Annotated in this window: 22 protein-coding genes; 8 read left to right on the top strand and 14 right to left on the bottom strand. The window is 69.0% G+C overall.

Going from position 1 to position 22286, the window contains the following annotated elements; all coding sequences use genetic code 11:
• The first annotated feature begins 12 nt into the window (after positions 1-12).
• From IC535_RS00285 to IC535_RS00270, 4 genes are all read left to right on the top strand, one after another.
• The gene (locus tag IC535_RS00285) at positions 13-1302 is read left to right on the top strand and encodes a tryptophan--tRNA ligase (RefSeq protein WP_228884568.1); all 1290 of its coding nucleotides are present in this window, start codon (positions 13-15) and stop codon (positions 1300-1302) included.
• A gap of 126 nt (positions 1303-1428) precedes the next feature.
• Complete coding sequence (locus IC535_RS00280) at positions 1429-1767, top strand: hypothetical protein (protein WP_228884567.1); 339 nt, start codon at positions 1429-1431, stop codon at positions 1765-1767.
• 30 nt (positions 1768-1797) lie between these two features.
• The gene (locus IC535_RS00275; protein WP_228884566.1) at positions 1798-2730 is read left to right on the top strand and encodes an MBL fold metallo-hydrolase; all 933 of its coding nucleotides are present in this window, start codon (positions 1798-1800) and stop codon (positions 2728-2730) included.
• A gap of 76 nt (positions 2731-2806) precedes the next feature.
• Positions 2807-4459: a M28 family metallopeptidase gene (locus tag IC535_RS00270; RefSeq protein ID WP_228884883.1), complete on the top strand. Its 1653-nt coding sequence runs from the start codon at positions 2807-2809 to the stop codon at positions 4457-4459.
• 210 nt (positions 4460-4669) lie between these two features.
• Here the strand turns inward: IC535_RS00270 and IC535_RS00265 are convergent, their stop codons facing one another.
• Positions 4670-6004 carry an MFS transporter gene (locus tag IC535_RS00265; protein ID WP_228884565.1) on the bottom strand — a complete coding sequence of 445 codons (1335 nt, stop codon included), beginning with the start codon at positions 6002-6004 and terminating at the stop codon, positions 4670-4672.
• A 182-nt stretch (positions 6005-6186) separates the two neighbouring features.
• Between IC535_RS00265 and yedA the strand changes: the two genes are divergently transcribed.
• The gene (gene yedA, locus IC535_RS00260; protein ID WP_228884564.1) at positions 6187-7086 is read left to right on the top strand and encodes a drug/metabolite exporter YedA; all 900 of its coding nucleotides are present in this window, start codon (positions 6187-6189) and stop codon (positions 7084-7086) included.
• Entirely contained in the window at positions 7083-7985 is a 903-nt protein-coding gene (rarD, locus tag IC535_RS00255) for an EamA family transporter RarD (RefSeq protein ID WP_228884563.1), read from the top strand. The genes yedA and rarD overlap by 4 nt, the downstream gene beginning before the upstream one ends.
• Before the next feature lie 62 nt (positions 7986-8047).
• Here rarD and IC535_RS00250 read toward each other — a convergent pair whose 3' ends face one another.
• The 4 genes from IC535_RS00250 to IC535_RS00235 all read right to left on the bottom strand — a co-directional run bounded on the left by IC535_RS00250 (position 8048) and on the right by IC535_RS00235 (position 12595).
• The gene (locus IC535_RS00250) at positions 8048-9358 is read right to left on the bottom strand and encodes an ABC transporter permease (protein ID WP_228884562.1); all 1311 of its coding nucleotides are present in this window, start codon (positions 9356-9358) and stop codon (positions 8048-8050) included.
• Between the two features lie 13 nt (positions 9359-9371).
• Complete coding sequence (locus IC535_RS00245; protein ID WP_228884561.1) at positions 9372-10529, bottom strand: ABC transporter permease; 1158 nt, start codon at positions 10527-10529, stop codon at positions 9372-9374.
• 13 nt (positions 10530-10542) lie between these two features.
• Positions 10543-11232, bottom strand: a complete 690-nt coding sequence (locus IC535_RS00240; protein WP_228884560.1) for an ABC transporter ATP-binding protein — start codon at positions 11230-11232, stop codon at positions 10543-10545.
• Positions 11233-11356: 124 nt separating this feature from the next.
• Positions 11357-12595 carry an efflux RND transporter periplasmic adaptor subunit gene (locus IC535_RS00235; protein ID WP_228884559.1) on the bottom strand — a complete coding sequence of 413 codons (1239 nt, stop codon included), beginning with the start codon at positions 12593-12595 and terminating at the stop codon, positions 11357-11359.
• A gap of 345 nt (positions 12596-12940) precedes the next feature.
• Here IC535_RS00235 and IC535_RS00230 point away from each other — a divergent pair, with 345 nt between their 5' ends.
• Together IC535_RS00230 and IC535_RS00225 are read left to right on the top strand one after the other, a co-directional pair.
• Positions 12941-14176, top strand: coding sequence for a sensor histidine kinase (locus IC535_RS00230; protein ID WP_228884558.1), 1236 nt, complete (start codon positions 12941-12943; stop codon positions 14174-14176).
• Entirely contained in the window at positions 14173-14775 is a 603-nt protein-coding gene (locus tag IC535_RS00225) for a response regulator transcription factor (protein ID WP_228884557.1), read from the top strand. Before IC535_RS00230 ends, IC535_RS00225 begins: the two co-directional genes overlap by 4 nt.
• A 91-nt stretch (positions 14776-14866) precedes the next feature.
• Here the strand turns inward: IC535_RS00225 and IC535_RS00220 are convergent, their stop codons facing one another.
• The 9 genes from IC535_RS00220 to IC535_RS00180 all read right to left on the bottom strand — a co-directional run bounded on the left by IC535_RS00220 (position 14867) and on the right by IC535_RS00180 (position 22178).
• Positions 14867-15514 (bottom strand): hypothetical protein, encoded by a 648-nt coding sequence (locus IC535_RS00220; RefSeq protein ID WP_228884556.1) that lies wholly within the window; start codon positions 15512-15514, stop codon positions 14867-14869.
• A 96-nt stretch (positions 15515-15610) separates the two neighbouring features.
• Entirely contained in the window at positions 15611-16186 is a 576-nt protein-coding gene (locus IC535_RS00215) for a cytochrome b (RefSeq protein WP_228884555.1), read from the bottom strand.
• Positions 16183-17295, bottom strand: coding sequence for a catalase family peroxidase (locus IC535_RS00210; protein ID WP_228884554.1), 1113 nt, complete (start codon positions 17293-17295; stop codon positions 16183-16185). Before IC535_RS00210 ends, IC535_RS00215 begins: the two co-directional genes overlap by 4 nt.
• A 184-nt stretch (positions 17296-17479) precedes the next feature.
• Positions 17480-18850 carry a leucyl aminopeptidase family protein gene (locus IC535_RS00205; RefSeq protein WP_228884553.1) on the bottom strand — a complete coding sequence of 457 codons (1371 nt, stop codon included), beginning with the start codon at positions 18848-18850 and terminating at the stop codon, positions 17480-17482.
• A 23-nt stretch (positions 18851-18873) separates the two neighbouring features.
• Complete coding sequence (locus tag IC535_RS00200; protein ID WP_228884552.1) at positions 18874-19584, bottom strand: HAD family hydrolase; 711 nt, start codon at positions 19582-19584, stop codon at positions 18874-18876.
• Positions 19585-19630: 46 nt separating this feature from the next.
• Positions 19631-20719, bottom strand: a complete 1089-nt coding sequence (locus IC535_RS00195; protein WP_228884551.1) for an AI-2E family transporter — start codon at positions 20717-20719, stop codon at positions 19631-19633.
• 128 nt (positions 20720-20847) lie between these two features.
• Positions 20848-21309 (bottom strand): protein sip-5, encoded by a 462-nt coding sequence (locus IC535_RS00190; protein ID WP_228884550.1) that lies wholly within the window; start codon positions 21307-21309, stop codon positions 20848-20850.
• Positions 21306-21806 (bottom strand): phage holin family protein, encoded by a 501-nt coding sequence (locus IC535_RS00185; RefSeq protein WP_228884549.1) that lies wholly within the window; start codon positions 21804-21806, stop codon positions 21306-21308. The genes IC535_RS00190 and IC535_RS00185 overlap by 4 nt, the downstream gene beginning before the upstream one ends.
• 6 nt (positions 21807-21812) lie before the next feature.
• Complete coding sequence (locus tag IC535_RS00180; RefSeq protein WP_228884548.1) at positions 21813-22178, bottom strand: hypothetical protein; 366 nt, start codon at positions 22176-22178, stop codon at positions 21813-21815.
• Between the last annotated feature and the right edge of the window lie 108 nt (positions 22179-22286).

The raw sequence follows: 22286 nt of genomic DNA, 5'->3' as shown, positions 1-22286 counted from the left end.
AATGATTTCCCTATGACCACCCGCGTTCTTACCGGCATCACCCCCTCCGGCACCCCCCACCTGGGCAACTACGTGGGCGCCATCCGTCCGGCCATCGCGGCCAGCCAGGCGTCGGGCATCGAGAGCTTCTTCTTCCTGGCCGACCTGCACAGCCTGATCAAGGCGCAGCAGCCGGAGCGGACCCAGCGTTCGACCCTGGAGATCGCCGCCAGCTGGCTGGCCTGTGGCCTGGACCCGGACAAGGTGTGGTTCTACCGGCAGAGCGACATCCCCGAAACCACCGAGCTGATGTGGTTCCTGACCGTCATCGCCGGCAAGGGCATCCTCAACCGCGCCCACGCCTACAAGGCGGCGGTGGACAAGAACCGCGAAGAGCAGCTCGACGACGATGCCGGGGTCAGCGCGGGCCTGTTCATGTATCCGGTGCTGATGGCCGCCGACATCCTGATCTTCAAGGCCAACCGTGTGCCGGTCGGCCGCGACCAGATCCAGCACATCGAGATGGCGCGCGATTTCGCCCAGCGCTTCAACCACGTCTACGGCAGGGAGTACTTCCCGTTGCCGGAGGTGGTGATCGACGAGCAGGTGGCCACCCTGGCCGGCCTGGACGGGCGCAAGATGAGCAAGAGCTACCACAACACCATTCCGCTGTTCGCCCCGCGTGCGGAGCTGAAGAAGCTGGTGTTCTCCATCCTCACCGATTCGCGTGCACCGGGCGAGCCCAAGAGCACCGAGGGCTCGGCGCTGTTCCAGATGTACCAGGCCTTCGCCAGCGCCGAGCAGACGGCTGCATTTGCGCAGGCATTTGCCGACGGCATCAGCTGGGGCGATGCCAAGCAGCAGCTGTTCGAGCGCATCGATGCCGAACTGACCCCGCTGCGCGAACGTTACGACGCGCTGATGGCCGAGCCGCACAAGATCGAGGCGCTGCTGCGCCGGCGTGGCCAGCAGCTGCGCGAGCAGTACGCGGTGCCGTTGCTGGCCGAACTGCGCCACGCGGTGGGCCTGCGCGACCTGTCCAGCGCCGGCGGCCTGGCCGGCGACGATGACAGCGTGGCGCGCGCGGCACCGCCGTTGTTCAAGCAGTATCGCGAGAAGGATGGGCGCTTCTATTTCAAGCTGCTGGACGGCGATGGCAGCCTGCTGATCCAGAGCGGCGGCTTCGATTCGCCGCGCGATGCCGGCCAGCTGATCGGGGTGCTCAAGCAGACCGAACACGGTGACGGCCTGCAGAGCGAGCTGTTCAAGCTGGAAGCCGAAGTGGACGTGGTGCTGGCCGCGTTGCAGGCGCTGCGCGAGTAGTGCCGGCCGCTGGCCGGCTTCCCACGGAACGCGGCATCGCGAGGAGCCGGCCGGCGGCCGGCACCACCCGGGCGCGGCCACTCAAGCTCCATGGCATGATGCGGGCATCCTGAAGGGGAGACTGCGATGGCCTGGTTGTCGTTGTTGTTGTTCCTGCCCTGGTTCGCGTTGCTGGGCACCCTGTTCTGGCTGTTCCCGCGGCAACCGCGGCACGCGGCGCGGCGCCTGTTCGATGCTGTCACGCTGCTGGTGGCCCTGGTGCTGAGCATCGCCGCGATGCTGTGGGGCCACCACATCGGCGTGGTGCAGGATGACGCCGGGCCGATCTGGCGCCAGGTGCTGGCCGTGCTGTACGCCTACGGCGCCTTCCTGGCAGCGATGACGGCCGCGATCGTGCTGCGCGCCTCGTGGCTGGCGCGGCGTGCGACCAAAGCCGCATCGAAGCCGGTGCACGGATCGCCCTAAGATGGGGCGAACTTCGCCAGGGAAGCACCGATGTCCGTCGACCCCAGCATCCACACCATCGACACGGCGTTCCAGCGCGATGATTTCGATGCCGCCTACCTGATCGTCGAGCACGGCCGTGCGGCGTTCATCGACTGCGGCACCGGGTTGTCGGTGCCGGCGATGCTGGCTGCGCTGGCGCGCGCCGGCTGCACGCCCGAGGCGGTGGACTGGCTGATCCTCACCCATGTGCACCTGGACCATGCCGGCGGCGCCGGCCTGCTGATGCAGCAGCTGCCCAATGCCCGCCTGCTGGTGCACCGGCGTGGCGCGCCGCACATGATCGACCCGGCGCGGTTGATCGCCGGCGCCACCGAGGTCTACGGCGAGGAGGAAATCGCGCGCAGCTATGGGCCGATCCTGCCGGTGGCCGCCGCGCGCGTGGTGGTCGCCGACGACGGCCACCGGCTCGACCTGGCCGGGCGCCCGCTGCTGTGCCTGGATACGCCCGGGCATGCCAGGCACCACCTGTGCGTGTGGGATGCGCGCAGCCGCAGCTGGTTCACCGGCGACACCTTCGGGCTGTCCTACCGCGAGCTGGATAGCGACCGCGGCGCCTTCATCGTGCCGACCTCCTCGCCGGTGCAGTTCGAGCCCGAACCGCTGAAACAGTCGATCGCGCGGATGCTGGCCTACCAGCCGCAGGCGATGTACCTGACCCACTACGGGCGGGTGGAACAGGTGCCGGCGCTGGCCGCGCAGCTGGTCGAGCAGATCGATGCGATGGTCGGGATCGCCCGGCAATGCGATGGCCGCCCGGACCGTCACCGCTGCCTGGTCGCGGCGTTGACCGCGCTGTACCTGGAGCGCGCGCAGGTGCATGGCTGCAGGCTGGACGATGCACAGGTGGCCGCGGTGCTGGCCATGGACATCGAACTCAACGCGCAGGGCCTGGCTTGCTGGCTGGATCGTGACCGGCGCTGAACGCAGCATCCGGTCATGCAAGTGTCACGTTACACTTTGGCATTCCGTTTTCCGCCTGGTGTCTGCCGTGAATCCGATGCGCATGCTGCTGCTGTCGTCCTGCCTGTTCGTGGGCGGCCTGGCCCACGCGGCCAATGACCTGCCCGGCGGCGGCATCGACCCGCAGGCGCTGTCGCGGCACGTACGCATCCTGGCCTCCGATGAATTCGAAGGCCGCGCGCCGGCCAGCCCCGGCGAAGAGCGCACCGTCCAGTACCTGATCGAAGAATTCAGCAAGTACGGCCTGCAGCCCGGTGGCGTGGATGGCAGCTGGGTGCAGCCGGTGCCGATGGTGCGCGCCCAGGTCGATGGCCCGGTGCGTGCGCAGCTGCGCCAGAAGGGCAAGTCGCGCGCGCTGGTCAATGGCGAGGATGTCACCCTGCAGAGCCTGCGCCCGCAGCAGGCGGTGGACATCCAGGACGCACCGCTGGTGTTCATCGGCTACGGCATCGATGCGCCCGAGCGGCAGTGGGACGACTACAAGGACGTCGACCTGCACGGCAAGATCGCCGTGGTACTGATCAACGATGCCGATTTCGAAGCCGACCGCTCCGGCGCCTTCGACGGCAAGGCGGTGACCTATTACGGCCGCTGGACCTACAAGTTCGAGGAAGCCGCACGGCGCGGCGCGCAGGGCGTGCTGATCGTGCATGAGACCGCCCCGGCCGCCTATGGCTGGGCCACGGTGAAGAGTTCGGGCACCTCGCCGCTGTTCGACATCGAGCGCAGCCCCGAACAGGCGCTGGCCCAGCACGTGCCGGTGCGCGGCTGGATGCAGCGCAGCCTGGCCGAGCAGTTGTTCGCCGCTGCCGGGCTGGATTTCGACGCCGAAAAGCGCCGCGCGATGACCGCCGCGTTCAAGCCGGTCGCGCTGGGCGATGCCACCTTGTCGGTGGCGTTCAAGCTCAAGCGCGAGCAGGTGGTCACCCGCAACGTGGTGGCCAAGCTGCCCGGCGGTGCGCATGCCGATGAAGCGGTGATCTTCTCGGCGCACTGGGATGCCTTCGGCATCGGCCAGCCCGATGCCAAGGGCGACCGCATCCGCCGTGGCGCGATCGACAACGCCACCGGCGTGGCCACCGTGCTGGAACTGGGCCGGGTATTCGCCGCCGGCCCGCAGCCGCAGCGCAGCCTGTATTTCGTCGCGCTCACCGCCGAGGAAAAGGGCCTGCTCGGTGCCAGCTACTACGCCGCGCACCCGCTGGCGCCGCTGGACAAGACCGCGGCGGTGATCAATATCGAGATGTTCAGCCCCGATGGCCCAACCCGCGACATCGCCTCGTGGGGCAAGGGCCGGGTGTCGCTGGAAGGCGATCTTGAACGCGTGGCCAAGGCCCGCGGCCGCCGCTACTCGCCGGACCCGAACCTGGAAGCCGGCTTCTTCTACCGCGCCGACCACTTCGCCTTCGCCCGCCTGGGCGTGCCGGCGATCACCATCGGGCCGGGGCTGGACATGCGCGAGGGCGGCGTGGAAAAAGGCCGCAAGCTGCGCGACGCCTATTTCGCCGCCTGCTACCACCAGGCCTGCGACGCCTGGACGCCCGGCTGGGATGCCAGCGGCCATGCCGCCGATACCCTGCTGGTCTACGACCTGGGCGCCGAACTGGCCAACAGCCGCCGCTGGCCGCACTGGGAAGAAGGCTCGGAGTTCCGCGCAGCGCGTGACAAGACCGAGTCCGCACGCCGCTGAGGGGGACGCGTCATCGCATGCGCGCTGCCGCCCCACGCCTTGCTGCGCAAACCGTGGGCCCCTCTTGCCAGCACCCAGACCCCTGCCGCTTCGCGGCCGCCCCCTGACTCAGGGGGCTCCGCTCTCCAGATGGACCGCGGCAGGTGTCCGTTGGTCGCTACGGGTAGTGCCGGCCGCTGGCCGGCTCCCGACAACCCCTGAGATAGCAGGCTATTTGCGGGTGCCGTCCAGCCAGTTCGGCCCCTTGTTCTTCAGGAAGAACACGTACACCACCAGCGACACGGCGATCACCGCGGTGACATAGATGGCGAACTGGGCGACATGGCCGGTCTTCAACGCGGCCTGGTACAGCAACGGCGCGGTGCCGCCGAACAGCGAGTTGGCCACCGCATAGCCGAAGCCCACGCCCAGCGCACGCACGTGGGTGGGGAACAGTTCGGCCTTCACCACCGCGTTGATCGAGGTATAGCCGGTGAGGATGACAAAGCCGATCGCCAGCACCACGAAGGCCATCAGCGGGTCGTGCTGGTTGGGCAGCTCGGTGACCAGGTACCAGCTGTACAGCACGCCGCCTACGCCGAAGAACACCAGCAGGCTCTTGCGCCCGACCATGTCCGACAGCCAGCCGCCGATCGGCTGCAGCAGCATCAGGAAGGTCAGCACGCCCAGGTTGATCAGCGTCCCGGTCATCACATCGTCGCCGGCGAAGGCGCTCTGGATCATCTTCGGCCCGTTCACCGAGTAGGTGTAGAACGCCACGGTGCCGCCGGCGGTGATCAGGAAGCACAGCAGCAGCGGGCGCCACTGGTGCACGAACAATTCGTACATCGAGCCCGAGGCCTTGGCGCGCCCTTCCTTGGCCGCCTCGATCGAGGCCTCGCCCAGCGATTCGTCCATGCTGCGGCGCAGCCAGAACACCACGATCGCGGCGATGCCGCCGATGCCGAAGGCGATGCGCCAGCCCCACTCGGAAATCTGCGGCTTGTCCCAGAAGGTCAGCATGCCCAGCAGGGTCAGCTGCGCCAGCACATGGCCGCCGACCAGGGTGACGTAGTGGAACGAGGACAGGAAACCGCGGCGGCCGGGGATGGCCGCCTCGGACATGTAGGTGGCGCTGGTGCCGTACTCGCCGCCGGTGGCAAAGCCCTGCAGCAGCCGCGCGAACAACAGGATCACCGCCGCCCAGATGCCGATCTGCCCGGCATTGGGGGTGATGGCGATCAGGAACGAGCAGCCGGCCATCACCGATACCGACACCGTCAGCGCCAACCGGCGCCCGTAGCGGTCGGCGAAGCGGCCGAAGTACCACGCCCCGATCGGGCGCATCAGGAAGGTGGCCGCGAAGATCGCCCACACGTACATGGTGGAATTCTTGTCGGCGGCCGAGAAGAACTGCGACTCGAAATAGACCGCGAACACCGAGTAGACGTAGACGTCATACCACTCGACCAGGTTGCCGGCCGAACCCTTGAGCGTGTTGGAGATCGAACGCCGCAGCGCGGCACGCTCCGGTGGCGCGGTGGCGGAAGCAGGGGAGATGCTCATGCAGGAAACGGTCCTCTACGGAATCGGTACGGTCGGAAAGCTGCCGGAGGCGGGCAGCCTGGCCCTGAGGGTAACCACTTCGGCTTACAGGATGTGTGAGCGGATACAGCATGCCGTTTTCCGGGGTGATAACCGACAGCCCGTGGCCTAAAATCCATGTTCTCCCGGATGGCGCTGCCCCCATGTCCTCAGCTGAACCCACCGCGGCCGCTCCCCGTAGCGGCCTGGTCGCATTGGCCTTGCTGCTGGTGTACGTGGTCTGGGGGTCCACCTATCTGGGGATCCGGCTGGCGCTGGAGGGCGGCGCGCTGCCGTTGACCACGGTGTCCGGTGCGCGTTTCATCATCGCCGGCTCGCTGATGTATGCGGTGCTGCGCTGGCGCGGGATGCCGGCGCCGACCCGGCGCCAGTGGCGCAATCTGGCGATCATGGGCCTGACCATGCTGGTGCTGGGCAACGGCATGGTGGTGCTGGCCGAACGCACGGTGTCCTCGGGCCTGGCCGCCACGGCGGTGGCGTCGGTGCCGCTGTGGATGGCGCTGTTCGGGGCGCTGCGCGGGCAGCACGCCAGCCGTGGCGAATGGCTGGGCATCGCGATCGGTTTCGTCGGGGTGGTCTGGCTCAATGCCGGCAGCAGCCTGACCGCCTCGCCGCAGGGCCTGGTCCTGCTGCTGGTGGCGCCGATCGGCTGGGCGTTCGGCTCGGTCTGGGCGCGCGGCCTGGACCTGCCGGCGCCGTTCATGACCGCCGCCGGGCAGATGCTGTGCGGCGGGGTGATGCTGGTGGCGCTGGGGCTGGCCAGCGGCGAGCGCCCCACCCAGTGGCCGAGCCTGGATGGCCTGCTGGCGGTGGCCTACCTGTGCGTGTTCGGTTCGATCGTGGCCTTCACCGCCTACGTGTGGCTGCTGCACAACGTGCGCCCGGCGCTGGCCGGCAGCTACGCCTACGTCAACCCGGTGATCGCGGTGGTGCTGGGCGCGATCATCGGCCACGAGCGGTTTGGCGCGCATGACCTGCTGGCGATGGGGGTGATCCTGGCCGGCGTGGTGGTGCTCACCCTGGCCAGGACGCGCGCGAAGTGAACCTGCCCGTGCAACCCAGCCTGCAGGAACAACGCCGCGGGTTTGCGGTCACTGCCTTCACCTTCACCCTGTGGGGGCTGGTGCCGATGTACTGGCACCTGCTGCATGCGGTGCCGTCGTTGCAGATCATCGCCCACCGCATTATCTGGAGCACCCTGCTGGTGGTGGGCTGGCTGCTGCTGAGCAGCGGCACGCGCTGGTGGAAGACCATCCTGGCCCAGCCGCGCGCGCTGCCGACCCTGGCCGTCAGCAGCCTGGCGATCGGCTTCAACTGGGGCCTGTACATCTGGGCGATCAACGCCGGGCACGTGATCGAAACCAGCCTGGGCTACTTCATCAACCCATTGGTCAGCGTGGTGCTGGGCGTGGCGGTGCTCAAGGAGCGTCTGCGCGGCCTGCAGTGGCTGGCGGTGGCGTGTGCGGCCGCGGGCGTGGCATGGCTGACCGTGGACGCCGGCACGCCGCCGTGGATCGCGCTGGGGCTGGCCTGTTCGTTCGGTCTGTATGGGCTGCTGCGCAAGATGATCGCGGTGGACCCGGTGGCCGGGCTGGGCGTGGAAAGCCTGTGCCTGTTCCTGCCGGCGCTGGGCTTCGCGCTGTGGAGCGAGAACGGCCACGGCGGCGGCTTCTTCGGGGGCTGGGGCTGGCGCAACGACGCACTGCTGATCCTGGGCGGGGCGGTGACCGCGCTGCCGTTGATCGGCTTCGCCTACGGGGTCAAGCGGATCCCGTTGTCGCTGGTGGGCATCCTGCAGTACATCGCGCCCAGCCTGGTACTGCTGCTGGGCGTGTTCTTCTTCCATGAAGCGTTCGATACCGCCAGGGCGGTGGGCTTTGCGGCGATCTGGGCCGGCTTGCTGCTGTTTGTCGGCGACAGCCTGTGGCGCCGCACCCCGTAGAGCCGGGCTCTGCCCGGCTGCACCAGCAACGCCGTGGTTCACCGCAGCCGGCCGGCGCCCGGTTATGTCTCGCGCAGCGCGCTGGTGATCGGCAGCCGCGCCGCGCGCAGTGCCGGGAACAAGCCGCCGACCAGGCCGATCCCCAGCGCCCACTTCAACCCGCTCCACAGCAGCGCCGGGGAGACCTTGAACTGGAACACCACCTGGCTGAAGTTGCTGCCGATGGTGGACACGCTGTAGCCGTTGAAGATCGCCCACGCCACCAGGCAGCCCAGCGCGCCGCCGATCAGGGCCAGCAGCATGGTCTCCAGCATGATCGCGGTGACCACCGGCAGCCCGCGGAAACCGATCGCGCGCATCGTGGCGATTTCGCGCGCCCGCGTGGCCACTGCCGCGTACATGGTGTTGAGCGCGCCGAACACCGCACCGATCGCCATGATCGCGCCGATCACCGTGCCCAGCACGCTGATCAGCTTGGTCAAGCCGCCGCCCTGCTTGGCGTAGTACGCCTGGGTGGTTTCCACGTCCAGCTTCAGCCGCGGATCGCTGCCGACCGCCGCCTTGAACTGCTCGAACCCGGGCTTGCCCAGGGTGCGCACGCTGATCGACTGCCAGGCGCTGCGCTGGTAGGTGGTGGCCAGGGTCTGCGCATCGGTCCACAGCTCCGAATCGTGCGCGTCGCCGGACGCAAAGGCGCCCACCACGGTCCAGGCCTGGTTGCCCAGGGTGAGCGTGCTGCCCACCTCCAGCCCGCGGAACTGCGACTGCGCGCCCTGGCCGACCACGACCTCGCGCAGGCCCGGGGTGAACCGGCGGCCCTGGGTGATCTTCATCTTGTCGTGCACCGCCCAGGCCATTTCACCGACGCCGCGGAACTGCGCGTTGACGTCGGTACCGTCGCCCTTGGAGGTCAGGTTGACCACCTGCGACAGCTCCGGGGAAATCAGCGCACGGCCGCGTTCGTCCTTGGCCACGCCGGGCAGGGTGGACAGCAGCGGCACTTGGTCGCGGGTGATCACCGAATTGGTCTCGGCCTGCGAGCCGCCGCGCAGCACGATCGCGGTGCTTTCATCACCGGTGCTATTGAGCGTGGCCTGGAAACCTTCGCTCATCGCCAGCATCGCCACCAGCACCCCGACCACCCCGGCAATGCCGACCACCACCACCGACGAAGCCCCCCAGCGCTGCGGCAGGCTGGCGATACCGATGCGCGTGGCGGCCAGCGCCAGCCGCCCGCTGCGGGTCAGCAGTAGCCACAGCAGCACCGCCACCGCCACGGCGACCACGCCGGGCCAGGGCAGGGCGATCCACACGCCCAGGCCGACCAGCAGCACCAGGATCGACAACCCGTTTGCCACCCATTTGTTGTTCATGTCGGTCTCCTTCTCAGCGGCCAGCCAATGCGTCGACGATCTTCAACCGCTTGGCGCGCAGCGCCGGCAGCAGCCCCACCACGATGCCGATCAGCACGATCAGGCCCACCCCCATCACCCAGGTCTGCACCGGGACGTGCGGTGGCAGCAGCCCCATGGTGCGCGGCGCCAGCACCGGCAGGATGGCCGCGGCCAGGCCCATGCCGATCGCCCCGCCCAGCCCGATCAGCAGCACCGCTTCGACCATCACCAGCACCAGCACGGTGCGGTCCTGGAAGCCCAGCGTCTTCAGCGTGGCCAGCTCGGGTACGCGTTCGCGTACCGCCTGGGCCATGGTGTTGCCGGTGAGCAGCAGCAGGGTGAAGAACACCGCGCCCATGATCGAGGTGACGATCAGGCCGATATCGGCGAACTGCTTGACGAAGGCCTGCTGGAACGCCGATTCGGTCTGGGTCTTGGTTTCATGGTCGGAGTTGGCCGAGATCGCATCGATCGCCTGGGCCACGCGCGAGGCGTGCGCGGGGTTGTCCAGGGTCACCGTGTACCAGCTGACCTGGTTCTTGATGTAGTCGTTGGATTCGTCGAAGTACTTCCAGTTCATCATCAGCTGGCGTTCTTCGTTGGCCGCCAGGGTGCGGTCCTTGGAGCGGTAGATGCCCACCAGCTGCAGCGGCCAGTCGTTGCTGCCGCCACGCGGGAAGATGGTGGCCTGCAGGGGAATGGTGTCGCCGATCTTCCAGCCGAACTCCTTTGCCAGCGCCTCGCCGACCACCGCGCCGGTGCGGGTGGCCTGGAAGGCTTCGGCCTGTGCCGCCGGCAGCTGCAGTTCGCGGTAGATGTCGAAGTAATTGGGCGCCACCGAGAAATTGGCGAAGAAATTCTTCGGGTCCTGGTAGATGCCACCGAACCACATGCCGTAGGTGACATCGCGCACCCCGGCCACCTGGCGCACCTGCGGCTCCAGCCGGATCGGCAGCGACTGGGTGATCGACAGCCGCGAGGCCACGATCAGACGGTTGGCCCCTTCCACGCTGCCACCGGAACTGAACGCCACGCGCACCGAATCGAGCATGCCAAACAACAGGAAGGCGGCCACCACCGACAACAGGGTCAGCAGCGTCCGCGTCTTGCTGCGGAACAGCTGCGCCCAGACCAGCGAGAAATACTTCATCGCGGCATCCTCCTCAGTGGGCCGCTGGCGCGCTGGCCAGTTCGCCCTTGTCCAGGTGCACGGTATGGGTGGCGTACTCGGCGGCCTTGGGGTCGTGGGTGACCATGATGATGGTCTTGCCGTGTTCGCGGTTGAGCTGCTGCAGCAGGCCCAGGATCTCCTCGGCGGACTGGCGGTCCAGGTCGCCGGTGGGTTCGTCGCAGATCAGGAAGGTGGGGTCGGAGACGATCGCCCGGGCGATCGCCACGCGCTGCTGCTGGCCGCCGGACAGTTCGTTGGGACGGTGGCTGCGGCGGTCGGCCAGGCCGACCAGGGTCAGCGCGATCTCGGCATTGCGCCTGCGCTGGGCCGCGCCCAGGTGGGTCAGCAGCAGCGGCAGTTCCACGTTCTTCTGCGCGGTCAGCATCGGCATCAGGTTGTAGAACTGGAACACGAAGCCGACATGGTGGCTGCGCCAGGTGGACAGCTGGCCGCCGCTCATGCGGTCGATGCGCTCGCCTTCGATCTCGATCTCGCCGCCGCTGGGCGTGTCCAGCCCGCCGATCAGGTTGAGCAGGGTGGTCTTGCCCGAGCCGGACGGGCCCATCAGGGCGACGAAATCGCCCTTCTGGATGTCCAGGTCGATGCCGTGCAGCACCTGCACCTTTTCCGGGCCACGCTGGTAGGTCTTGGTGATGTTGCGGAGCGAAACCAGGGTCGACATGGGTGGTTCTCCGAGGATCGAACGGGAATGAAAACGGAAGCACGGCATGGCGCGGCACGCGCCTGTACGGCACCGCTGGCGCGCACACCTTGCCCTGCGGCCTGTGCCGCGTCGGCACTGCCGGTTACGGCTGTTTTTCCACGACCTTGCCGCCGTCGCGCAGTTCCGGCGGCGGGTTGACCACCACCACCTCGCCGGCACGCAGGCCGCCGGTGATCTGGCGATCGTTGTTGAGGGCGATCCCGGTGCTGACCGGGCGCTGTTGCACCCGCTGGTCCTGGTCGACCACGAAGGCCACGGTAGCCTGGTCGCGCTGCACCAGTGCCGTGGACGGGACGCGCACGCCGGTGGGCGCGGCGGCCCGGGCCGGTGCGGCCGCTTCCAGGAAGCTGACCCGCACGCCCATCTCCGGCACGATCCGCGGATCCTTCACCTTCAGCGCCACGCGCACCTTGACCGTGGCCTTGCCGCGGTCGGCGGTGGGGACGATGGCGATCACCTCGGCCGGAATCTTCCACTCCGGATAGGCGTTGAGCGTGGCTTCCACCGGCATCTTCGGCTGCACGCGGCCGATGAAGGCTTCGCCGACCTCGACCTCGATCTCCAGCGATTCCATGTCCACGATGGTGCCGATGCCGGTGCGGGTGAAGCCGCCACCGGCCGACAGCGGCGACACGATCTCGCCCGGCTGGGCAGCCTTGGCGGTGACCACCCCGGAGAACGGTGCGCGCACGATGTTGTTGTCCACCCCCAGGTCGGCGATGGCCAGCGCATCGTCGGCCACGCGGGTATTGCGCTGGGCGGTGCGCAGCTGCGCGCGCAGGCTGTCGCGCTGGGCGATGGCCTGGTCGAACTGCGAGCGCGACACCAGCTGCTGGCCAACCAGCGCCTGCAGCCGGCCGGCCTCGGCATCGGCCTGGGCCACCTGCGCCTGCAGGCCGGACAGCTGGCTGCGCGCCGCTTCCAGCTGCGAGGCCGACAGGCTGCGCTGGGCATTGGCATCGATCGGGTCCAGCGTGGCCATCACCTGGCCTTCCTCCACCCGCATGCCTTCCTCGATCATCACCTCGCGCACCTTGCCGGTGATCTTGGCCGACACCGTGGCCATGCGCCGGGCTACCACGTAGCCGCTGGCATCGAGTACCGAACTGCTGGCGGTGCCCTGCTGGATGGCGACCACCGTCGCGGTACTGACTTCGATCGGGCGCTGCCGGCCGAACATGAACCAGCCGATGCCCGCCAGCAGGACCAGGGCGACCACGGCCAGCGCGATCCACAGCCCACGGCGGGGCGTGGACGGCGGCGGTGCGCCCGCCTTGCGGTCGATGCGGAGTTCCTTGAGCAGTTCAGCGGATGCGTTCATCGTGAGTCTGGACGGGGAATCGGGCCGAGTGTGACCGCAACGGCGGTGGCGGGGCAAACCGGCAGGCGCACCGGGCCGGGCACAGCATGCCTGCCGGCCCCGTATCGCGGCAGTGACAGCTGTCATGCGCTTGCGCTGACGCCGGCCACTGGGCGGGCCGATCGCGACCGGCGATGCTGCCCCTGTCCGCCACGGGAGCCTGCCCATGTTCGACCCGATTGCACCACCGGCCCGGCTGCACCCGGCCCAGCGTCGGGTGGGGGCAGCTGCCGGTGCCGCTGTGCGTCACCGTGCTGGCGCGGTGCCTGGCCGCCCGGCGCCTGTGGCGCATCGGCTGGAAGTGGCATGATCGCGCCTGTTCGTCCCGCCCTGGAACTGCCCGTGCCGCGTCCGCTCGCCTCCCTGCTGCGCCCCGCGCCGGACTCTGCGATGGCCGAGAACCTGCGCCGCGGCAAATCGCCCTGGGCCGATGCGATCCACCTGCTGTGGTCGCTGTGGGTGTTCCTGACCCCGCTGTTCGGCAGCGGCTACAGCCTGCGTTGGGCGCTGCTGACCGTAGTGACCTACCCGCTGTTCCTGGCCCTGTTCACCGCGGTGCTGCTGGCCCCGCGCCATCACGCCCCGCGCTATGCGCTGTCGATGGTGGCCTTGGGCCTGCTGCCGCTGGCGTGGTATCCGTCGGCGGTAAGCTACTTCATCTTCGGTTGCGTGATGCTGCGGGTCTCGCGGCGCGGTGGCTTCGGGCGTTATCTGCTGCAGCTGGCGGGCTTGAACGCGCTGTTCGTGGTCGTCGGGCTGCTGGCCCACTACCCGTGGCAGGCGCTGATCTGGATTCCCAGCATGGCGGTGATCGTCAGCCTGGCGGTCAACGTGGGTACCGCCAACCAGGAGAAGGACGCGGCATTGCAGTTGTCGCAGGACGAAGTGCGGCGGCTGGCCGCCACCGCCGAGCGCGAGCGCATCGGCCGCGACCTGCATGACCTGTTGGGGCATACGCTGTCGCTGATCACCTTGAAGCTGGAACTGTCGCGCAAGCTGGCCGGGCGCGACCCGGACGGCTCGCGGCGCGAAGTGGCCGAGGCCGAAGCGATCGCACGCCAGGCCCTGGCCGAAGTGCGCAGTGCGGTTACCGGCATCCGCGCCAGCGACCTGGCCGCCGAGCTGGCTTCGGCGCGGCTGTTGCTGGAGTACCAGCACGTGCACCTGGATTACATGCCGCCGCCGCCGATGCCGGCGGAGGCCGAACGCGCGCTGTCGCTGGTGTTGCGCGAGGCGGCCACCAATATCGCCCGGCATGCGCAGGCGCATCAGGCCTGGGTACGCTTCGAGCAGGAAGGGCGCAATGTGGTGATGGAAATCCGCGATGACGGCCGCGGCGGCGCGCATGTCGATGGCAATGGGCTGACCGGCATGCGCGAGCGCGTGGCCGCGCTGCGCGGCACGCTGACCGTGCAGTCGTTGAAAGGCGAGGGCACCTGCGTGACGGTGCGGGTGGCGCTGCCGGCGGCCACCACCGCCGTGGCTGCGCTGCCTGCCCAGGCGGCGGGCGCCCCCACCCTGCCGGCGGTACACGCGCCATGATCCGGATCGTATTGGCCGAAGACCAGGCGATGGTGCGCGGCGCGTTGTCTGCGCTGCTCGGGCTGGAGCCGGATATCGAGGTGCTGGGCAGCGCCGCCGACGGCGAAAGCGCCTGGCGGATGCTGCAGCAGCTGCAGCCGGACATCCTGGTCACCGATATCGAAATGCCCGGCCTGTCCGGGCTGGAACTGGCCCAGCGGATCAACCGCCAGGGCCTGCCGATCAAGGTGGTGATCGTCACCACCTTCGCGCGCTCGGGCTTCCTGCGCCGCGCGCTGGATGCCGGGGTGTGCGGTTACCTGCTCAAGGACGCGCCGGCCGAACGCCTGGCCGACGCACTGCGCCAGGTGCAGCACGGCGGCCGCGCGATCGACCCGCAGCTGGCGCTGGATGCGTGGTCGCAGGCCGACCCGCTCAACGACCGCGAACGCCAGGTGCTGCGCCTGTCCGGCGATGGCCGTTCGGCCAGCGAAATCGCCACCCAGCTGGGACTGTCGCACGGCACCGTGCGCAACTACCTGTCCGAATGCATCGGCAAGCTGGGCGTGGCCAACCGCATCGAGGCCTATCGGCTGGCCCGGCAGAAAGGCTGGCTGTAACCCGCCGTGGCGAATCGGTGGTGCCGGCCGCTGGCCGGCTTCTCATGATGTTGATCAACAGTGCAGAGCCGGCCAGCGGCCGGCACTACGGTCATGCATTCGAGCAGCAGGCACCGCAGGCGCAGCATTGCTCGGCGCCACAACAGTGCAGGGTGTGGCCACTGCCGTCGCCACATGAGGCGCTGCAGCACACCGGCGGCGCGTCGGCAGGGGCAGCGTCGTCGCGCGGTGCGGCGTCTACGGCGGCGCGGGCGTCGGTGCATGGCTGCGCCAGCGGCGTGGTCGTACTGGGGAGCACCCGCGCATGCGAGATCACTTGCAGTTCCACGCTGCGGCCGTCCCGGCTGCGGACGCTGGCGATTGGCATTGCCTTGTCGATACGTTGCCAATCCAGCACAGCCCGCGTATCCAGCAGCGGACGCTCGCGCTGGTAGTCGCCCTTCCACAGGGTGGCTTCAAGCGTGCTGTACGACCCGGGCCGATCAGGATCCGGGGACAGCCGCACCTGCAGTGCATATCCCGGCTCGCCCGATTCCCCGGCCAACGCGATGGAGGCCGGCACGCCCGGCCTCAACCGCAGGTTGGGGCTCATCACCACCTCACCGTCCACCAGCACGCGCAGCGACAGCACATGCCTGACGCCCCCGGTATCCGGCCCGGCCAATGCGGATGAGCCGGGCACCATCCCCAGCAGTATCCCCAGCAGCCATGTCCACCCGATCCCATGCTTCATCGCCATCACCTCTGCTCTGCCTTGGTCCAGAAAAATCTAGACCTGATGCGCAGCGGCCGCTTTGATCGAACTCACAGATGCAACGGCTGGCCAATCACATGATCAGTCGGCTTCCGCGGATCGATCTTTGCGCTCAATCCTTGTGCCCGACCCTTTCGCCATCGCCTGGAACACGCCGTCGCGGCGCACCCACAGGTGGAACAGCGCGGCCGACAGGTGCGCCACCACCGTGGCGAACAGTGCGTAGGCCAGCAGGCTGTGCGCGTTGCGCAATGCGGCGTACAGCGCCGGGTCGTGCGGCACGATCGCCGGCAGGTTGAAGCCGGACCACATCACGATCGGGTAGCCGCCGGCCGACAGCATCGACCAGCCAACCAGCGGCATCGCCAGCATCAGCCCGTACAACACCCAGTGCGAGGCATGCGCGGCAGCGGCCTGCCACGCCGGCAGGTCGGCCGGCAACGGTGGTGGCCGGTGGCGCAGGCGGTTGTACAGGCGCACGATCACCAGCAGCAGAATCGCGATGCCCAGCGGGCGGTGCAGGTCGATCAGCAGCGGCCGCCACTGCAGCGCGGCGACCATGCCCACGCCGACGAACAGCATGGTCAGGATCATCGCCGCCATCAGCCAGTGCAGCACCCGCGCGGTGAGGTTGAAGTGGCCGGCATCGCGGTTCATCGTGTACCTTCCTTGCCGGTGGCGGCGGCGCCCTTGCCACTGGCGATCTCGCGCTCGCGGCGGTTGAATGACTGCGAATACACCGCCGAACGCGCTGCCAGGATCGGATCATTGCTGCCGCCGATGCCGCTGGGCAGGATCAACGGATCGTAGTTGAGGTCGCGGCAGGCGCCCTGCGCCTGCGGCTGCATCGACACCAGGCTGAGCGTGCCCACCTTGACCTGGCGGCGCTGCATCGGCCACACCTGCGACGGGTCGTCGATCGGGTCGCCGGCTTCGGCGATGGTCACCCACATCTCCCAGCGCACCGGGCCCTGGGCCAGCCGCTGCTGGAACTCATCGGCCAGATAGTCCAGCCCGGCCTGCGCGCGCTGGGCGGCCGTCATCTCCACGAACGCCGCCTGCGGCCGCATGCTCCAGCGCACGTGGCGATGGCTGCCGTCGGCGGCGGTGAAGCGGAAACTGTTGACCCCGTTATAGGCGGTATTGGCCCAGCTGTTGGACCACGGTGCGGTCTTGGCCCACTGCTGGAAGGCGCGCGCGCTGGGGTACTTGTCCAGCACCGCGGCCATCTTCGCCGGGTCCGGCTTGCCGGTGGCCGGGTCGGGGATGCCGGCGCGGGTCTGTTCGAGGAAGGCCTCGGCCGTGGGCACGGCGAAGAACGGGAAGCTGTTCATGGCCGTGCGCCATTCCTGGCCGTCATCGCTGACCAGCTGCAGCGCCATGCTGCGCACCCGTGCATTGGCGTCGGCGCCATGCGGGTCGCCGCCGCCGATCGACAGCCGGCCCAGTACCGGCACCTGCGGCTGCCGGAACACCCGTGCCGCACTCAGCGCCGCGCCCTCCGCCGTGCCCTGGAAGCTGCCGCTGACGCACACGCCCTTGCTGTGCGCGCGGCGGAAACCCGGGTGCGGCGGGCCGGTGGCTTCGATGCTGTCGGTGAAGGCCTGCGCGGTGGCGCGGTCGCGGCCGATCCAGCCGGCCAGCCAGGCGAAGGCCAGCACCAGCAGCCCGGCAATCAGCGCGATCAGGGCCAGCCACAGCAGCGGCGAGGGCGGCCGCGGGGCGCCGGGCGGGCGGCCGGCGCGGGTATAGCCGAAGAGTGACATGCGGGTTTCCTGCCTTCACGATGCGTGTGGGTGGGCGATGCAGGCATGGTCTCAGAACAGCGGTCCGGCCGATATTCACATTTTCGACAAGTATTCCAACCGACGCCGGACAGCTTCCGGCGCTGTCAAACGCAGATCCCCGCCGAAGCGGGGATCTGTGGAGGCAGCCGTCGGCACGCGGCGGTCAGCCGGCGTAACGCGCCTGCAGCATCGCCCAGGCCGAGCGCAGCGCCAGCGCTTCGCCGCCGGCCGGGCGGCCCGGGCGTTCGCCGTCGTTCCAGGCGTACACATCCAGGTGCGCCCACTTCTGGCCCTCGGCGATGAAGCGCTCCAGGTACAGCGCGGCGGTGACCGAGCCGGCCATGCGCGAGCCGGCATTGGCCAGGTCGGCGATGTTGCTGTGCAGGTAGCGCAGGTACGGGCGCCACAGCGGCATGCGCCAGACCGGGTCGCGGGTCTGTTCGCCGGCCTGCAGCCACTGCTGGGCCAGGGTGTCGTCGTTGCTGAACAGCGCCGGCAGGTCCGGCCCCAGCGCGATGCGCGCCGCGCCGGTGAGGGTGGCGAAGTCCAGCACGATTTCCGGCTGCTGCTCGCTGGCGTAGGTCAGCGCATCGGCCAGGATCACCCGCCCTTCGGCGTCGGTGTTGTCGATCTCGATGCTCAGGCCCTTGCGGGTGGCGATCACCTCGCCGGGGCGGAACGCATCGGGGCCGATCGCGTTTTCCACCGCGGCAATCAGCAGGGTCAGCCGCACCGGCAGCTGCCGTGCCATGACCAGCCCGGCCAGGGCCAGCGCATGCGCCGCGCCGCCCATGTCCTTCTTCATGTTGCGCATGCCATCGCCGGGCTTGATGTCCAGCCCGCCGGTATCGAAGCACACGCCCTTGCCGACCAGCGCCACGTGCGGCTGGCCTTCGTTGCCCCAGCGCAGCGCGATCAGCCGCGGCGCGCGATGCGAGGCGCGGCCCACCGCATGGATGGACGGGAAGTTCTGCTCCAGCAGCGCATCGCCGGTGATCACTTCGATCTGCGCACCGTGCGCGGCCGCCAGTTCGCGCGCGGCGTCTTCCAGCTGCTGCGGGCCCATGTCTTCGGTGGGCGTGTTGACCCAGTCGCGCACGCGCAGGCTGGCAATCACCACGTCGCGCACTTCCGCCGACGGGGTGGCGGCCAGCTGCGCCGGGGCGCGGTTGGGCTTGCGGTAGCGGCTGAAGCGGTAGCTGCCCAGGCCCCAGCCCAGGTGCAGCAGGGTCTCCATTTCCACCGGCAGCGTGCCGGCCAGCTGCCATACGCTGCCCTCGGGCAACGCGAACGGGGCGTGCGCATAGGCGTAGGCATCGCCGGCATCGCCCACGCCGAGGATCGCACCGGCCAGGCCGTGCTCGCCGGGCAACAGCACCACGCTGGCGCCGCTGCCGTTGAAGTGCTGCGCATCCACCCACGCACCCAGTGCCGGGCTCTGCTGCGCGCGCCAGCTGCTGAACTGTTCGCGGTTCATCACGTGCAGTGGCAGCGCCTGGGAGGCATCGGTGGTGAAACCGTTGATCTGGGTCATGCGGGGTGAGGCTCCGTTGGTGGTCAGGCGTGCGCGGCCGATGCGTTGGCATCTAGCCAGTCGGCCAGCCCGGTCAAGCTGTCGAACTGCAGGTCGGGCTGCAGCGAAGGATGGTTCCAGGCGTGCGCCTCGCGGTTGATCCAGCAGCCACGCAGGCCGGCCTGGATCGCGCCGGCCACGTCCATCTCGGCGTGGTCGCCTACGTGCAGCACCTGGGCCGGGGCAACCCCGAGGCGGTCGCAGGCGGCATGGAAGATGCTGGCCGCCGGCTTGGCCGCGCCGTGTTCGCGCGAGCCCAGCTGGAAACTGAAATGGTGCGCCACGCCGATCCGCTGCAGGTCGGCATTGCCATTGCTGAGCGCGGCCACCGGCACCCTGGCGGCGATCCGTGCCAGTGCGTCCAGCGCGTCGGGGTAGAACTCCACCTGGTTGCGCGCGGCGTAGAACGCTTCGTAGGCCGGTTCCAGCAGGGCCAGGTCGGCGCCGCTGCGCTCCAGCGCTTCGCGCAGGGTCAGCCGGCGCAACGCGCTCAGGTCATGGTGCAGCTGCGGGTTGTCGTGGAAGGAACGCTCACGCAGTTCGCGCATCGCCGCCACCGGGTACATCGCGGCGGTGGCGGGGCTGTGCTGCAGCATCCAGTCGAACAGTACCTGGTCGATCCGCGCGCCGATCGGGGCGAACGGCCACAGGGTGTCGTCGAGGTCCAGGGTAATGGCTTGGATAGGGAAATTCACCGCGCCATTCTACTCCTGCCGTCCGCGTCGGGCATGCCGGATCGGTTCATTCCAGCAGCCGCGCCCAGCCCTGCGTGCCCTCCAGCCGGGCCAGCACCAGCTTGATGCAGACCAGCAGCGGCACCGCCAGCAGCAGCCCCACCATGCCCCACAGCCAGCCGAACACCATCAGCGCCAGGATCAGGATCAGCGGCGAAATCGCCATGCGCCGGCCCAGCACGATCGGGGTCACCACCTGGCCTTCCACCGTGTGCAGGGCCAGGTAGCAGGCTGCCGGCAGCAGGGCGGCCAGCGGGTCGCTGAATTCCACAAAGCCCATCAGCAGCATCAGCGCCACCCCGATCAGCGGCCCCACGTACGGCGCGAAGTTCAGCAGCGCGGCCACCGTGCCCCACAGCAGCGCCTCCTGCAGGCTGACCCCGAGCAGCAGCAACACCCCGGAAAACACCAGACCGACTGCGGTGTTGATCACGGTGATGGTCAGCACATAGCGCGACACCTCGCGTTCGATCGAACGCAGGATGTCGGTGGTGAAGCGCTGCTGCTGCCGGTTGGGAAACAGCGCGATGGCATGCTTCTGCAGGTTCTGCCCGTAGATCATGAAGAACAGGGTCAGCAGCACCACCGCCAGCACCGAGGCGGCCAGCCGCGGGGCGCGGGTAAGTACCTTGTAGGGGTCGTCCAGCTGGGTGCGCACGATCTGTACGCGCCGGCTGCCTTCGCCGCCAGCCACGCGCGCGAAGTTCTCCGCGGCCTGGTTGGCCTGCTGCACCGGTTTGGTCAGGTTCTGTACCTGGCGCGCTACCTTGCGCAGTTGCTGCGGCGCTTCCTGTGCCCATTGCATGGCCGGTCCGACCAGTTGCACGCCCAGCGCGGCCGCCCCGCTCAGGCCCACCCCGAGCACCAGCACCGCACCGAGAAAGCGCGGGATCCACAGCTTGCCCAGCAGGCGCAGGATCGGGTTGCCGACCAGCGCGAAGAACATCGCCAGCAGCACCGGCAGGATCACTTCCTGCGCCGCCCACAGGGTGAAGCCCACCGCCAGGGTGGCCAGCACCACCAGCGACGTCGGTGCACGCGGGCGCGGCGGCGGGGCGACGACGGCTTCGTCGGGGGAAACGGCAGGAACGCTCATGCGGGCGCCGGGCAGGGAAGGAGCGCCATTATTGGGCACGCCGGGTGCGTACGCTGTGTGTAGGCAGGCCCGACCGATGGTCGGACGTTTCCAGGTCCGGCCGTGGCCGGACCTCGCTTCTTTCTACGTCAGCGTTCGGAAAGATCGGTGGCCGCTTCGGCCGGCTGCGGTTGCCGTGCCGCGTCCGTGTCTGCACGTACCGGCGGACTGGCTGTGGGCGTCGCCGCCGGGGCCTGGCGCGGCAGTTCATCGGCGGCCTGGTCGACCTTGTCGGCCGCCTGCTCGGCGGTATCGGCCGCTTCGCCGGCCTGGATCGAGGCGAACGCGGCCTGGGTGCTGGCCACCAGGCTGGAGACCGACCCGATCATCTGCAACCAGCGCGCACCCTGCACCTTCGCGCCCAGCCCGGTCGGCTCCAGCCGGCCGGCCAGGAAGCCGCCGGCCAGGCCGACGGTGATGATCCGCAACGGCGTCCAGCCGGTCCGCCAGACGGTGCTGAGGGTGGTCCAGCTGCTGCGGGTCTTCTCCACCCGCACCGCCACCACCAGTTCGGCACGCTGCACGCGTTGCCGCAAGGCTTCAAAGTTCATCGTTTGGCCCCGGTGGTATCGACATCGGCATCGGGATCTTCCTCGCCGGGCTCGTCATACAGCCCCAGCCGCGACAACTGGCGGCGGGTGGCATGCATGCCGGTATGCCGGAAGAAGAACGACACCCGCCACATCGCATAGCCGGTTACCACCAGGCTGAGGATCGAGGTGATCAACAGCGAGTGGAACCAGGACATGCCCCAGCGCACCATCAGCGCGATCAGCGTGCCGGCCAGCAACAACCAGGCCGAGGCGCCGAACACGATCGCCACCCCGCTCCAGGCCAACGCACGCCCGAACGCGCTGCGCGCCAACGCGAAATCGGCCGACGCCAATCGTCGCAGCGAACGCAGCGTGTGCTTGGCCGCGTCCACGGTGTCGCGGCCGGCTTGTCCGACCTGGCGGATGCTTTCGTCCAGGTGGGGGGCTTTTTCACCGCTGTCCGGTGGTGGCGTTTGCGCACCACCGGCAGCGGTCGACGGGGTTGGATCGCTCACGCCGGGTTACTTGTCGCCGCCGCTGCGGGCCAGCTTGGCGATGATCCAGCCGGCGGCGAAGGCCACGCCGAACGAGGCCAGCGGACGCTCGCGGATCAGTTCGGCGGCGCTGTCGACCAGGTCCTTGCCCTTGTCCATCAGCGCATCCACCTGTTCCTTGGCGGCGGCACCGCCGAACTCGGCGGCGGCCAGGCCCGACAGCGCGGTATCGGACAGCTCGGCCTTGACGTTGGCCTTGCCGATGCGCAGTTCGTCGGTGGCAGCGCCGGTGGCGCCCTTGATCGCGCCGCCGGCGGCGCTGGCGGCCGACTTCAGGTGCGAACCGGCTTCACCCAGGTGTTCCTTCAGGTTCTCGGTATTGGTGGGGCTCATCGTGACTCTCCGTATGGTGGCGATGGGGAAGGTGGCCGCCGGCGGACCGGTCGGCAACGAACACAAGGTAATAGCATCGGGCGGGTGTAAGCGACGTTACGGCGCCTG

It is taken from the genome of Stenotrophomonas rhizophila, assembly GCF_020857975.1.
GTDB lineage: Bacteria > Pseudomonadota > Gammaproteobacteria > Xanthomonadales > Xanthomonadaceae > Stenotrophomonas > Stenotrophomonas rhizophila_C.
This window is presented reverse-complemented; position numbering and strand designations above follow the sequence as displayed.

Coding starts and splice junctions, on each gene's coding strand:
- IC535_RS00285 (WP_228884568.1), top strand. CDS start 13: ATGACCACCCGCGTTCTTACCGGCATCACCCCCTCCGGCACCCCCCAC.
- IC535_RS00280 (WP_228884567.1), top strand. CDS start 1,429: ATGGCCTGGTTGTCGTTGTTGTTGTTCCTGCCCTGGTTCGCGTTGCTG.
- IC535_RS00275 (WP_228884566.1), top strand. CDS start 1,798: ATGTCCGTCGACCCCAGCATCCACACCATCGACACGGCGTTCCAGCGC.
- IC535_RS00270 (WP_228884883.1), top strand. CDS start 2,807: ATGCGCATGCTGCTGCTGTCGTCCTGCCTGTTCGTGGGCGGCCTGGCC.
- IC535_RS00265 (WP_228884565.1), bottom strand. CDS start 6,004: ATGAGCATCTCCCCTGCTTCCGCCACCGCGCCACCGGAGCGTGCCGCG.
- yedA (WP_228884564.1), top strand. CDS start 6,187: ATGTCCTCAGCTGAACCCACCGCGGCCGCTCCCCGTAGCGGCCTGGTC.
- IC535_RS00250 (WP_228884562.1), bottom strand. CDS start 9,358: ATGAACAACAAATGGGTGGCAAACGGGTTGTCGATCCTGGTGCTGCTG.
- IC535_RS00245 (WP_228884561.1), bottom strand. CDS start 10,529: ATGAAGTATTTCTCGCTGGTCTGGGCGCAGCTGTTCCGCAGCAAGACG.
- IC535_RS00240 (WP_228884560.1), bottom strand. CDS start 11,232: ATGTCGACCCTGGTTTCGCTCCGCAACATCACCAAGACCTACCAGCGT.
- IC535_RS00235 (WP_228884559.1), bottom strand. CDS start 12,595: ATGAACGCATCCGCTGAACTGCTCAAGGAACTCCGCATCGACCGCAAG.
- IC535_RS00230 (WP_228884558.1), top strand. CDS start 12,941: ATGATCGCGCCTGTTCGTCCCGCCCTGGAACTGCCCGTGCCGCGTCCG.
- IC535_RS00225 (WP_228884557.1), top strand. CDS start 14,173: ATGATCCGGATCGTATTGGCCGAAGACCAGGCGATGGTGCGCGGCGCG.
- IC535_RS00220 (WP_228884556.1), bottom strand. CDS start 15,514: ATGGCGATGAAGCATGGGATCGGGTGGACATGGCTGCTGGGGATACTG.
- IC535_RS00215 (WP_228884555.1), bottom strand. CDS start 16,186: ATGAACCGCGATGCCGGCCACTTCAACCTCACCGCGCGGGTGCTGCAC.
- IC535_RS00210 (WP_228884554.1), bottom strand. CDS start 17,295: ATGTCACTCTTCGGCTATACCCGCGCCGGCCGCCCGCCCGGCGCCCCG.
- IC535_RS00205 (WP_228884553.1), bottom strand. CDS start 18,850: ATGACCCAGATCAACGGTTTCACCACCGATGCCTCCCAGGCGCTGCCA.
- IC535_RS00195 (WP_228884551.1), bottom strand. CDS start 20,719: ATGAGCGTTCCTGCCGTTTCCCCCGACGAAGCCGTCGTCGCCCCGCCG.
- IC535_RS00190 (WP_228884550.1), bottom strand. CDS start 21,309: ATGAACTTTGAAGCCTTGCGGCAACGCGTGCAGCGTGCCGAACTGGTG.
- IC535_RS00180 (WP_228884548.1), bottom strand. CDS start 22,178: ATGAGCCCCACCAATACCGAGAACCTGAAGGAACACCTGGGTGAAGCC.